This window comes from Paenibacillus qinlingensis, assembly GCF_031455095.1.
Lineage (GTDB): Bacteria > Bacillota > Bacilli > Paenibacillales > NBRC-103111 > Paenibacillus_E > Paenibacillus_E qinlingensis_A.
Genome location: NZ_JAVDSB010000001.1, coordinates 1,285,657 through 1,298,512, shown reverse-complemented (window position 1 = coordinate 1,298,512; position 12,856 = coordinate 1,285,657). Strand labels below are relative to the sequence as shown.

Annotated in this window: 13 protein-coding genes; 4 read left to right on the top strand and 9 right to left on the bottom strand. The window is 43.3% G+C overall.

What is annotated here, in order from left to right; all coding sequences use genetic code 11:
- Positions 1 to 22: 22 nt before the first annotated feature.
- Positions 23 to 286: a YokU family protein gene (locus J2736_RS05910; protein ID WP_310224374.1), complete on the bottom strand. Its 264-nt coding sequence runs from the start codon at positions 284 to 286 to the stop codon at positions 23 to 25.
- 189 nt (positions 287 to 475) lie between these two features.
- Here J2736_RS05910 and ablB point away from each other — a divergent pair, with 189 nt between their 5' ends.
- Complete coding sequence (gene ablB, locus J2736_RS05905) at positions 476 to 1,333, top strand: putative beta-lysine N-acetyltransferase (protein ID WP_310224372.1); 858 nt, start codon at positions 476 to 478, stop codon at positions 1,331 to 1,333.
- Between the two features lie 23 nt (positions 1,334 to 1,356).
- Here ablB and rpoN read toward each other — a convergent pair whose 3' ends face one another.
- The gene (gene rpoN / locus J2736_RS05900) at positions 1,357 to 2,673 is read right to left on the bottom strand and encodes an RNA polymerase factor sigma-54 (protein WP_310224370.1); all 1,317 of its coding nucleotides are present in this window, start codon (positions 2,671 to 2,673) and stop codon (positions 1,357 to 1,359) included.
- Positions 2,674 to 3,127: 454 nt separating this feature from the next.
- Here rpoN and J2736_RS05895 point away from each other — a divergent pair, with 454 nt between their 5' ends.
- Entirely contained in the window at positions 3,128 to 4,171 is a 1,044-nt protein-coding gene (locus tag J2736_RS05895) for a stalk domain-containing protein (protein ID WP_310224368.1), read from the top strand.
- Between the two features lie 246 nt (positions 4,172 to 4,417).
- Here the strand turns inward: J2736_RS05895 and J2736_RS05890 are convergent, their stop codons facing one another.
- The 5 genes from J2736_RS05890 to J2736_RS05870 all read right to left on the bottom strand — a co-directional run bounded on the left by J2736_RS05890 (position 4,418) and on the right by J2736_RS05870 (position 9,094).
- Positions 4,418 to 5,266 (bottom strand): P-loop NTPase family protein, encoded by an 849-nt coding sequence (locus J2736_RS05890; RefSeq protein ID WP_310224366.1) that lies wholly within the window; start codon positions 5,264 to 5,266, stop codon positions 4,418 to 4,420.
- Positions 5,267 to 5,311: 45 nt separating this feature from the next.
- A complete protein-coding gene (locus J2736_RS05885; RefSeq protein ID WP_310224364.1) occupies positions 5,312 to 6,517 on the bottom strand; it encodes a GTP-binding protein in 1,206 nt (401 codons plus the stop codon).
- 81 nt (positions 6,518 to 6,598) lie between these two features.
- Positions 6,599 to 7,561 carry a metal ABC transporter substrate-binding protein gene (locus J2736_RS05880; RefSeq protein ID WP_310224362.1) on the bottom strand — a complete coding sequence of 321 codons (963 nt, stop codon included), beginning with the start codon at positions 7,559 to 7,561 and terminating at the stop codon, positions 6,599 to 6,601.
- Between the two features lies 1 nt (position 7,562).
- Positions 7,563 to 8,444, bottom strand: coding sequence for a metal ABC transporter permease (locus J2736_RS05875; protein WP_310224360.1), 882 nt, complete (start codon positions 8,442 to 8,444; stop codon positions 7,563 to 7,565).
- Positions 8,390 to 9,094: a metal ABC transporter ATP-binding protein gene (locus J2736_RS05870; protein ID WP_310225226.1), complete on the bottom strand. Its 705-nt coding sequence runs from the start codon at positions 9,092 to 9,094 to the stop codon at positions 8,390 to 8,392. Before J2736_RS05870 ends, J2736_RS05875 begins: the two co-directional genes overlap by 55 nt.
- A 278-nt stretch (positions 9,095 to 9,372) precedes the next feature.
- On the opposite strand from J2736_RS05870, the gene J2736_RS05865 reads away from it, so the two are divergent.
- Together J2736_RS05865 and J2736_RS05860 are read left to right on the top strand one after the other, a co-directional pair.
- Positions 9,373 to 10,389 carry a permease gene (locus J2736_RS05865; protein WP_310224358.1) on the top strand — a complete coding sequence of 339 codons (1,017 nt, stop codon included), beginning with the start codon at positions 9,373 to 9,375 and terminating at the stop codon, positions 10,387 to 10,389.
- Positions 10,390 to 10,410: 21 nt separating this feature from the next.
- Positions 10,411 to 11,370, top strand: coding sequence for a TIGR03943 family putative permease subunit (locus J2736_RS05860; RefSeq protein ID WP_310224357.1), 960 nt, complete (start codon positions 10,411 to 10,413; stop codon positions 11,368 to 11,370).
- A 29-nt stretch (positions 11,371 to 11,399) separates the two neighbouring features.
- Here the strand turns inward: J2736_RS05860 and J2736_RS05855 are convergent, their stop codons facing one another.
- On the bottom strand, positions 11,400 to 12,110 hold the full coding sequence (locus tag J2736_RS05855) for an AAA family ATPase (protein ID WP_310224355.1): 711 nt from the start codon (positions 12,108 to 12,110) through the stop codon (positions 11,400 to 11,402).
- A gap of 424 nt (positions 12,111 to 12,534) precedes the next feature.
- Positions 12,535 to 12,783, bottom strand: a complete 249-nt coding sequence (locus tag J2736_RS05850) for a hypothetical protein (protein WP_310224353.1) — start codon at positions 12,781 to 12,783, stop codon at positions 12,535 to 12,537.
- Positions 12,784 to 12,856 lie beyond the last annotated feature (73 nt).

The following is a 12,856-nucleotide window of genomic DNA, read 5'->3' as shown; positions in this document are numbered from 1 at the left end:
ACTGCTTATTCACGTTAAGGTATTATTTAAGAAACATATTCTTGATGCGTGGAGCTTTCATCAGATCTTCATAACGAAATGCTGTTCCTAGCGCCGATACATCATGCCAATAGAGTGTCTCTTCAATTTGCTGTGCGGTGCTTTCTAAAACGTAAGTGCGACAGTTGGTGCACGTAATCGCAGGGACCTGTAAGATCTGAACGGCTAATCTGCCATCTGGCATGATCCAGTAGCAATCTTTTACACTTTCTTGAATGTCATCTCTTTCACACCACATGCAATTCATATGCATCCATCCTCCATCATATGGTATAGAACATTCTCGCAACGCTCTGTTACTCATGCAAAATTGATGCCAACTTTTTGAAAATGGGTATACGAGCGCCTATTAGTGTTAATGTCTTGGAAAAGCTGCCAGACTTTTGGCAGTTGGTCATTTTTTTGCAGCATAATGAGGAAGTAAGGGGGATGCTAGATGCCAAATGAGCTGCCAACCTATACGAATCATGTTGTTACAGGTACAGATTATTCGATCATGTGCTGTCTGGATAAGCGAAATAAAAGATTACGGGTGGATGATTATAAGGGGAATATCGATGCCATTACGTTGCGAATCCTCGAACTCGCTAAATCCCATGCTTTAACTAAAATATTTATCAAATCACACGAGAATGACTGGCAATCTTTTTTATCCAAAGGCTGGATGCTGGAGGGTATTTATAAGGGATATTTCAACGGAAACGATGCTTACTGTATGGCATTTTATGATGACCTGGAACGCAGAACCAGCGATTATTGGCTCGACGAAGATCACATTCTTCAGCAGGTATACACACTCCCTCTCAAGCCCGATCGTCCCTTGGTGCCGGCTCCGTTGACGCTGCGAATGGCTGAGGTCCAGGATGCTGAGCCTCTCGCCCAGTTATACAGTCACATCTTCCAAACCTACCCTACTCCGATGAATGAACCGAGTTATGTGGCGAAAACCATGGAAGAGGGCACGATTTATTATCTCGTTCAGGATCAAAACCAGTTGATTAGTGCTGCATCTGCTGAAATTAATGTTGCCTATGCCAATGCGGAAATGACAGACTGTGCGACGCTGCCGGCTTACCGGAATCAAGGCCTTATGCGACTGCTTATGCATGCTTTAGAAGAAGAATTGATCAGACGCCATATTACTTGCGCTTATTCCTTATCAAGAGCGCTTTCCTTCGGAATGAATGCCGTATTTTACCAGATGGGCTACCGATATTATGGCCGTCTTACGAAAAATTGCGATATTTATGATAAATACGAAGATATGAACTTATGGGTCAAACCATTAACATGATCCCCTTTCTCCTTGTATTTCAACTATATGCGTTTCCTTCGCACGGAAGAAGAAATCCCAAGCTCTTCTCTATATTTGGCTATCGTCCTACGAGATACTTTGAACCCTTCCTGCTTCATAAGATCAGCCAGCTTTTGATCCGAAAAAGGCCTGCGGGGGCTTTCGCTGTTAATCCACTCTTTGATTTTCAGCTTCATACGTTCCGATGAGGCGGAATCGCCCCTATCCATTTGCAGTCCAGATGGAAAGAAATATTTTAGTTCAAAGATCCCCCATGGTGTTTGAGCGTACTTCCCAGCCGTAGCGCGGCTGACTGTTGATTCATGTATCCCCAATTTATCCGCGATCTGCTTTAATGTCATTGGCTTTAGATGGCCACTCCCCTTCCAGAAAAAATCGGCCTGTTCCTCCACAATAGCTTGTGTTACTCGGAATATCGTTTTACGTCTTTGCTCGACGCACTTCATAAAGAACCTCGCCGCATGTAATTTATGAGATAGAAATTTCGCTGCTTTACTATACTCGGTGTTCTCTTTCACCATTCGCTCGTAATAACCATTCACCGAAAGTCTCGACGATGTTGCTTGATGCAGCAATACAATAAGCTGTTCACCTGCTTTCTCGATGATCACTTCAGGAATGATATATGGAACAGTCTCTATATGAAAAGCTCCGCCAGGTCTCGGATTCAATCCTTTGATGACATCGATCGCCGCCTGAATTTCCTGTGGAGCTACTTGCAGATTCGTTGCCAATTTCGAGATACGGTAATCAGCTATTTCGTTGAGATGACTTCGAATTAACAGAGAAACTAAGGGAAAACAGTCGGAGAGAGATTGAACCTGAAGGAGCAGACACTCCTGCAAGTTCCTTGCACCTATGCCGCGGGGCTCGAAACTTTGTAAAATACGTAAGGCATAGTTTGCGGATGTCATATCAACCTTACATATGTCAGCTACTTCTTCCAGTGTTGTTCCCAGATAGCCATTAGTGTCCAAATTTCCGATTAAAAAGGTAATTACTTTCCGAATGGTTTGCGGTATTTTTTTTGCAAAACTCAACTGCTCCTTCAAATGTCTTTCGAGTGAAACCTCATTCGAAGCAGCATGTAAATACGCGTCATAATTAGCATCTGGCGTAGCTGTGTGACGAAAAAACTTTGGCGACACATTATTGATGTGATAAGTATCCCAATCGTATCCGGCCATATCCAAGGCTGGGTTTTCGACTAACTCCCGCCTTACAACTTCATGTAATTCTGGTGTAGAGAGTTTGAGAATCATTATTGCTTTGCGCAGCTGAGGGGTAATACGCAACTTGGCCGTTTGTTGTTGAAACATCCCGTATCCTTGGCGCATGTGCATCACCCCATTCCGTTGTTATTTCTATATGTATTCAAGGTCACCAACATTTAACCAAAACTGTGTATATTGTATTTGAATGCGGACATACTAATTTACGACGGTGAAGCAGTGGTGAGGTGTTGTGTCGCAGACAATTTACACAAGGGAAGTTGTTCTTGAATCCATATGGAGGCGAGGAGATGTGCCGCATACCACTTACTGTAGTTTCCATACTGCAATGATGTGATGAGGTAGTTACCTAGCGAAGTAAGGTTCAAAGCAAGAGTACCATCAATTCTACTCACCGTCGAAGAAGACTCCGAAAGGAGTCTTCTTTTATTTTTTCCATATATTAGCGAACAAGGATACCCCCAAATACGGACTTAAAGGAAGTAGATTTTCTCGAATGATATAAAGATCACTATTATCAGAAAGTAAGAGGTATAACATCATGAGAATTAGAACTGGTCTCCTTTTAGGTGCCAAAATGACGATAGTAAGCCTACTGCTCCTTCATGGAACATCTGCTCAAGCTGCTGAGACTGTACCTGCACCGCCTACCGTGTATTTGGATGGGCATCCTCTCTCTTTTGAAACTCCACCCGTTATTGAAAATGGAAGTAGTCTTGTTCCCATGCGTGCGCTCTTTGAAGCTGAAGGAGCTACCATTACATGGGATGAGAATACACGAACCGTGACTGCTGTGAAAGCTGGCACGACCGTTACTTATCGCATCGGAGACATGTTCGCAACGAAAAATAAGGAACAGCTTGCGCTGCCCCTCCCTGGCAAAATTATCGATGGCTCTACCATGATCCCATTGCGATTTATAAGTGAAACACTAGGCAATCTTGTAAAATGGCACGATTACTCGCGCTCTATTACGATTTCATCTATTCATAACTATGAAACTACCATTCAATATGGCGTTAACTTGCGTGATATACCAGAGAAAGATGACGATACCTCTGTTCTTCGTATGCTTTCCAAAACAGACAAAATTCACGTCATTCGAGAAATCAACTCGAATTGGTTGGAGGTACAAACACAAGACAATACCATTGGCTTCATCTCTGCCGCCTCCATGTATACCGATTACACAAGTACGGGTCTAGCTGCGAAGCAAGCGGATGCCTTAATCGCTTTCGGGTCCCAATTTTTAGGTACGCCTTATGAATTTGGAGCCAAGCCTGGTCAAACCAAAACGTTTGACTGCTCTTCTTTCGTTAATTACGTATTTGACAAAGTATTGTCAATTGATTTACCGCGGGTTTCCTACGACCAAGCGCTGCAAGGGAAGGAAGTCGCGCTCAGCGACATTCGCAAAGGAGACCTCCTCTTTTTCACTGCGCGCGGACTCGATATCGGACATGTTGGGATTTATGCGGGAGACGGACGTATCCTTCAAACCTATTCGAAAGAGGATGGTGTTCACTTCACGGAATTCGATGAGAAGTGGAAGAAGCGATTTGTGACGGCTAGGAGATTATTCTAGAGAGGTGTGTGACGTAATCCGTTTAGTCCGACTTTGTCGACTTAAACTCGCTGTCCGCGTGGAAATTTCTTGATTAGTCCTAAAACACCCAACTAAATAAGCTAAAACCACCCTCAGGGAATGAAATTAGCTATTTAGTTGGGCAGAAGCTGACTATTGGCTTAATTTTTGGGGAGAGACTATATTTTGTTCGGCAATATCGGTCTAAACCTTATTCATATGGGAGCTAGTGTGACCACGATTGCACTAAAGAGAGAAGTTTTTCAATAGATGAACTAACTCCGCTTTGTACTCGGTTAGATCGTAGGAAGAATTATTAACTCTTTCGATGTTTATCTGTAATTGATCAAGCAAGTCATTCTCCCATGCTGACCTAGCCTGAAGGATCTGCAGCGTTCCAGCAAGTCCAGTGTAGCCTCGCGCTTTGCCATAGCCCTGTGTCGTATAATAGTGAATGAAACCATTGGACCATTGGGCTGATCTTTCATCAACGGCTTTGCGAAATGAATAATCCAGATCAGTTTGCTCGACATAAATCAATAGAGGATTTAATGGCGCGATGATCTCAGCTAGTCTCGTTACCTGCTCAATAACTTTATCTTTACTAGCATCATATTTGATCATGCCAAGTGTCACCGGATTTTGAATAAAACAACATTCAAAAATATACACAATCTCGTTACTTCTTGCCTGTTCCGCGAATTGCCTCCATCTCGCCGTTATTAATTCATTGCTGAGCTGCAAAGGTAACTCATAGATATCATGTTGGTGAAATGAGCTAGCTACTTCCGAAGGAATTTGGAAGTCTAGCTCATTTTCAATTTTCCGATAGGGTAATAAATAATACTCCCCTTGTTTAATGACACGATCCTCACGTATGGCTTTGAGGTGAAGTGGGCAGGTTGCCAGCACATCTCTGAATTCACTTTCGGAATAACAAGCGACTCCCTCATAATCCGCAGGATGATCCAGATCCCCTTCCGTAAATAACTTAGCCTCCACATTGAATTCCTTTAAAATATCAAAAACGAGTTGAGCTGTCGTTGACTTTCCAGACCCTGGTAATCCTTCAACGAGTATTAGTTTGGATTTCATAAATACGGATATCTCTCCTCTTTCTATTTGCGAGTGCGACATGCGTTAATGACCTAAGTCTTCTACTTCCATAATCAGATTAGGAAACTCATCTCGAAACAGTGACCAATCTGTCAGCATCTCAGCATCTGTTAATAAGCACTGATCAAGGGATGCCGTAATTTCAGTACGATTCATGTCCATACCGATGAATACAACTCTGTTGATCCTATCCCCATGAGTGTCATCCCAATGTGCCAGTAATTCGAATTCTTCTTCTAGGACGGCTGCTCTCTCCTCTTCAGGAAGGGCTGCAACCCATAAGCCTGCTGGTCCAAAACGGATCGAAGCACCTGCTTGACTGAGGTTTTGGGCATAATGATGACGAGAAGCCAGCCATACCATGCCTTTGGATCTGACGATCTCAGCTGGCCAATCTGACATCCATTGGTGTAATCTCGAAGGCTCGAATGGTCGATTCCGTTCATACACGAACGAGGAAATGCCGTATTCTTCTGTCTCTGGCGTATGAGCCTCTTTTTCCAATTCTCGCAGCCAACCAGCGGATGTGCTCACTTCATCGAAGTTAAATAGGCCTGTGTGCATAATGTCAGCTGGATCTACCTGTCCATGGATAGCGCGAATAAATTGGGCTCGAGGTTGCAAGGCACGCAGAACAGCTTCAAGTTCATCCAATTCATCTGATTCCAATCTATCACACTTATTCAAAATAAGAACATCGCAGAATTCAATTTGATCAATCAGCAAGTCCACAACATCCCTCGTATCGTCTTCCCCTACCGCTTGACTACGTTCCAGAAGCGTTTCACCACTGCTATAATCTGTCCAAAATCGGAAGGCATCTACCACCGTAACCATCGTGTCCAGTGTACAAAACTGGGTAAGATCAATGCCCTGTTCTTCGTCTTGATAGGTAAACGTTTGCGCAACTGGCAACGGTTCACCCACACCTGTCGATTCAATCAAAATATAATCAAATTTATTTTCCTTGGCAAGTCGTTCCACTTCTTTCAGCAAATCTTCTCGTAAGGTACAGCAAATACAGCCGTTCGACATTTCAATCAAACTCTCATCCGTCCGAGAAAAACCGTTTCCTTCTCTGATGAGATCAGCATCGATGTTAACTTCGCTTAAGTCATTCACAATAACAGCTACTTTTAAACCATCTTGATTATGTAGAATATGGTTTAGTATCGTTGTCTTGCCGGCTCCCAAATAACCGCTTAACACCGTGACAGGTATCGTTTGCATGAACAGCACTCCTTTTTTAATCGTAATAATTACTATATGACATCAAATAAAAAACAAACGCTCGTTTGTATCTCAACGCTGCTATTCATCTAATGCTTTCTTCAATGCGTGAAGATTGTTCGTCATAACGCCAATATAGTCTAGATTATTCTTTTTATCCTCCGCCGTTAATCCTTCAAGTGGATTCAACACATCTGTTTTGGCGTTGATTTCTTTAGCAATCGTTGCAGCAACCTTGGGATCCACTAATGTTTCAAAGAAGATCGTTTTTACTTGTTTCTCCTTGGCAAATTGAATAATATCAGCCATTTGAGCGGGTGATGGCTCTTCTTCAGGTGAGAGGCCTGAAATAGGGATTTGCGTTAAGCCATACGCCTTCGCCAAATAACCAAATGCCGCATGCTGGGTTACGAATTCTTTGTTCTTCACGTTCGCAAGAGTTGCTCGAAAGGCTTCATCTAACGCTTTTAGCTTACCGATATAGGCATCGGCATGCTCTCTATAATCAGCCTGATGAGCAGGATCTGCCTGTATCAAGCCTTGCGCAATTGCCTCTACTTCTTGTTGAGCTAAAGTTGGATCTAGCCATACATGCGGATCGGAGTCATGACTATGCTCATCATGGGCATGGTCATCATGCTCTGCTTCATGATCCTCATCCTCTTCCTCTTCTGTCGCACCTTGCATGAGCGCAATCCCTTTGCTTGCTTCAATGACGACACGCTTCGAATTTGCAGCGCTTTGCAACGCCTGTTCGGCCCATCCTTCAACAAGTCCGTTGTAAACAAATACGTCTGCTTCCTTGACTTTTTTCATATCCTTGGCGCTAGGCTCCCAATCATGGGGTTCTGTACCTGCCGGAACTAAGGCAATGACATTCGCATGTTCGCCTGCAATTTGCTTCGTGAATTCATACATCGGATAGAAGCTTGTCACAATATCGAGTTTACCCTCGCTAGTTACGGTTTTGGATGAGCATCCCGCCAAAAGTGCAAAGGATACTGCCGTAATGGCGATTGATTTGGCTATAACATATACGTTCATGCTAAAATTCCTCCTTGTAGGTTTGTAAGATAGGTACGGATACCTTTTCTTCAACTATGAATGGCTTCGTTGTTTTTCGTAAACTCATCATCACTTTCTGAGTACTCAAGCCAAGGATAAGTAGGAGCAAGAGGATGATTGCAATCGTTCCTCCTGGCGGTGTGCTCAATGAGTAAGATGCCGTAAGGCCTGAAAATACCCCCAGTAGTCCCACGCCAATTGCGATTAGAATAGCAGCTGTAAAACTAGACGAAATGCGGATCGCCAAAGCCGCTGGTAGAACGATAAGGGATGAAACGAGAAGCACCCCTACAATCGGCATCGCAGCGGAAACGATCATCCCCGTTAGTACACTAAAACAGAGTGATAGCCATTTCACAGGAATACCATTCGTCCTGGCGGTATCTTCATCAAATGTGATTTGATACAGTTGTCGACGGAAAAGGTAAAAGAATAAGATGCCAATGACCGTCACACTTCCCATAAGCACAAGTTCCGTTTCATTCACAGCTACAACGGAGCCGAATAAGTAGGCGGATAAACCTTTGTTCATGCTGGGACTTAAACTCATTAGAATAACAGCCGAGGACAGCCCGCCAATCATAATAATGGCAATCGAAATTTCACTATAAGACTTATAAGACCTTCTGACATATTCAACAATGACAGCACCTAGCGATGCTACCACAAAGCCAGCCAAGGTAGGATGAATATGGATAAAAGCACCACCTGCTACGCCGGCTAACGACACATGCGAAAGCATGTCAGCCATAAGTGCTTGGCGGCGTAATATGAGGTAAACGCCAAGTACCGATGCGATGATTGCGATCAGCCCACCGGCACAAAATGCCCGTTGCATGAAGTCGTAGTGCAGCATTTCCATCCGCCCTCCTCCTTTCTCTCCAAAGTTACAATTCTGTTTATGTAGGGTGTGACTTCCTCCAACTGATGCGTGACCATAACAACCGTTCGACCCATCTTCACTTGGTGATTCATAAGTTGATACAAGCCAAGGCGGCTTGCCAGATCCATCCCTGTCGTTGGTTCATCGAGCACAAGCATATCCGGCTCTTGCACTAAAGCCCTAGCAATGCAAATCCGCTGCTTCTGACCACCTGAAAGCTCGCCAATTCTTCGCTTGCGCAAATCCCACATACCCAATTGACGAAGAAATACTTCGGTCATCGTATCATCTTCTATGCGAAGCCTGCGCAGCCACGGTCCTTGGGCAAACCTGCCTGATCGTACAAACTCCCAAATGCTAGTTGGGAATCCGCTATTGAATGCAGCGATCTGTTGGGATACATAGCCTACGCGCAATTTATCTCCTTTCTCATTGGTCGGCGATAAGTACCTGTGGCCTTTCCACGGTGCAACCAAACCCAATATTAGTTTAAGCAAGGTTGACTTTGCGGCACCATTAGGACCAATCACAGCAACGAATTCGCCTGACTCAATGTCCACTTGAGCATCTTGGATGCAGGCGATATCCGTATATCCGAACTCCACCTGTTGTAAAGAGGCAAGTAGCATCATCTTCAACTCCCTTGTAATTAATACGTAAATTTTACGATTATAGCATAGAATGAAATCAAAAGAAGATTGACCGTGTGTTCTCGTTATCCTGTCTATTTTCTGCTCAACCGACGACTTAATAGTAAAATTTACGCTTTACTGAATGTAATATATCTTTCTTTTTCCACGGTGTCAAGATCCTGCTTGCAAGAATTCACTTCTTCGCATATGATTTTAATCGTAATATTTACTTTTAATTCAGTGGAACAAAAAGTTCAATAAAGGAGTTAACAGCCATGTTAAGTAACGTCTACCGTACAACCATGACCGTTCTTGCAACGTTCTGTCTCATTCTTCTTGTACTTCTTCTTAAAAGAATTGATTTCTTGTACAGCTTTTTTACAGTTGAGCATCTGCAATCGTTTAAGACCATCTTCATAAGCCTTATTCTTGAAGCATTACCGTTCATTTTACTTGGTGTCATTATTTCCTCCTTACTTCAATCTTTCGTGCCAGAGACAGCCATTCGTCGATTTATACCTCGAAACCCTGTGCTAGGCATCCTCTTCGCGTGTCTCTTAGGATTACTTTTCCCCATGTGTGAATGTGGCATGATTCCGATTGTTCGCAGACTTATTCAAAAAGGAATGCCTGTTTACATCGCTGTCGTTTTCATTGTTGCTGGCCCGATTCTTAATCCCATAGTCTTTGCAGCTACACTTATGGCTTTTCGCAACCAACCTTCGATTGCCTATTCTCGTATGGGACTTGCTCTAATCGTGACGATGATAATCGGTTTGATTCTCTATCGATTCGTAAGGCACAATCCGTTAAGGAGCGCTCAAGGTCATTCATTCCATCATCACCATCATAACCATGATCATGACCATGACCACCACGGTGGCATTTCAAGTAAAGTGACAACTTTCTTCGCACATACATCCAATGAGTTTTTTGATATGGGAAAATATTTAATCTTCGGCGCTCTGTTAACCGCACTAATTCAAGTCTTTATGCAGAGAGACAACCTGCTAGCCATCGGGCAAGGCCCCCTCTCTTCGCACATTTTTATGATGGGATTCGCCTATATCCTTTCTATTTGTTCGACCTCTGACGCTTTTGTTGCATCTTCCTTCCAGACTTCGTTTACATCCGGTTCTTTGCTCACGTTCCTAGTCTTCGGTCCAATGCTTGATTTTAAAAGTACACTCATGCTGTTATCGGTATTCAAAACTAAATTCGTCTTGTTACTTGCACTGTTAATTGCTTGCACGGTTCTTATATGTTCATTGCTTTGGGAATTTATTATGTAATCATTTCGGGGAGGAAATCGTATGAATCACATTCGAGTAACGAGCTTTCATCAAGTCTTTCGCACGCTGATTTTACTTGGCTTTTCCAGCTATATTGTTATCCTATCGAAATCAGATACATTACAGCTCTATATCGCTCCACGTATGATGATTTACGTTAAACTAGCTTCCGTTTTGTTGTATATCATTGCTTGTTCTCAGGGCTATATGGCCCTTCGTTCCTATTGGGGAAGACCAGTAGCCTGTGAGTGCAATCCATCAGAAACCCGCTCGCCCTTACGACATGTCATGGCCTATGGGCTCCTTCTTTTACCCTTAATTCTAGGCTTCCTTCTGCCAGACACAGCCCTAAACAGCACGATGGTAGCTGCCAAAGGAATGAATCTTTCCGCTGCTACATCAAGCATGGCTAGTACCCGAGTAGAGCACAGCACGCTACCTAGTGAACCTGAGCCTGTCACGAAACCAGCAAGTCCAGCCTCTCAAGCCGCTTCTCCAAAGGGACCGTTATCAGAGTCTGACATTGAGCAATTATTTAAAGCGCCTGACGAATGGAACGAGGATTTTGCCAAAATGGGGGTGATTCTTTATCATAAGGATCGAATTATTGTAGAGCCAGAAATCTATATGGAGATCTTGTCGACTGTTGATCTCTTCAAGGAAAACTTTATTGGGAAAGAGATTGAATTAACGGGTTTCGTATATCGCGAGGATAAAATGAAGACGAACCAATTCGTTGTTGGTCGATTTGCGATGAGTTGTTGTTCAGCGGATGCATCGCCTTACGGGGTATTGGTTGAATTCCCATCAGCGCAAACATTCCCACAGGATAAGTGGGTAAAAGTGACGGGAACCGTTCAATCTGGCAACTATAACAGCAACGAGATATTCACCATTGCGGCTACTCACATTGAGGAGATCACGGCGCCAAGCTCGCCATATGTGTATCCACATTTTGAACCCCTAACGGTACTCAAATAGTTAAGCTTATCAGCGGTCTTTGCGCAACCTCAATCTTTAAACAGCTCCTCTAGAATCATTTTCCGATTGTCTAGAAATCGCTTAGTAATCATGTAGTGCAGCGTTTCCTCATACGCAATTTCACTAATCGGTTGGTCATCGAAGCTAAGAATTTGTGCATCTGGATAGCCAAGCAATATCGGAGAATGGGTGGCGATAATAAATTGAGCCTCCTTCTCCAAATCTTTGATAACACGCATAAGGGCTAGCTGCCTTGCTGGAGAAAGCGCCGCCTCGGGCTCATCGAGGAGATATATGGCCTTTTTCCCAAATCGATGTTTAAAAAGAGATAGAAACGCTTCGCCATGCGATTGCTCATGTAACGAGCGTCCACCATAATAAGGTAAGCTTTCTGGAATCGTGTCTAAATAACTGGCAAAATTATAGAAGGTTTCGGCTCTTAGGAAAAAACCATTTGTTATTTTCGGCAACCAAGACAAGCGTAAGTGCTCCCCCAGAATAGAGTGAGCCGCATCGACGTCATACACATTATTTTTACCGCCACTGGCTGTGTTAAATCCGCATTGGTAGGCAATCGCTTCAAGAATCGTTGATTTCCCTGACCCATTCTCGCCAACGAAAAAAGTAACATTCTTCTCAAACCTGATGGAAGTCAACGATTGAATGGAGGGGATCGTGAAAGGATATTTCGATGCATCTATATTCGCTTGTTTTTGGATTTCTAGTCTTCTCAAATACATGATGTTCAACTCCAAATCAGATTTCGAAGCTCTCCTTCTATTGTAAACTTTTCTAACTCGAAGTAAAGAAATGCTGCAATCCACGATAGTTAATAGCATTAACTATTGATCGTCAGAACCTAGAAACACGGCTGCTCCGTCCTCGGAAAGTCAGAATCTATAAAAAGATGCGAATATGCATCTTTTCCTGCTAGAGAAGTCACGGTTAGTTAGAAAAGATGCGAATATGCATCTTTTTCCACCCCATTTATCCTTTTTAAGGAATATCGCTAAAAAAAGATGTATTTTCGCATCAATTCTTCGATAAACGGTCTATTCCCCTTAAAAAAGATGTATTTTTGCAGTTCTCTGCTCTGGCGTCAAAAAAAATCCCGATTCCTCAGGCTCTTTCAGCTAACTATTCGATTAAAACTATCCATTTCAACTATTTCGCGCCTTTTTGCAGGATGCCTATCGGCCCCGTCCATTTCGGAAACTCCAATTCATCCTGAAACACGCCTTGTTGAATAAGCTCTTTGCATGCAGGATCCGTCATTGTAAGAGTATAATCCTCGCCATGCTGACCGATTAGTCCCAAATGTCCCTTCGCTCGCAGAGAGACCTCATGTTGTAATAGGGCTTCGGCACTTTCTACGGCCAATGAGGATACATCAAACCAACGTATATCGCCCAAGGCGCCTGCTCCTCTTCCCCGCCTCGGGGTAAGACAAAAACAGAAAAAAAGCTAAGCGCTATTTACTCAGCTT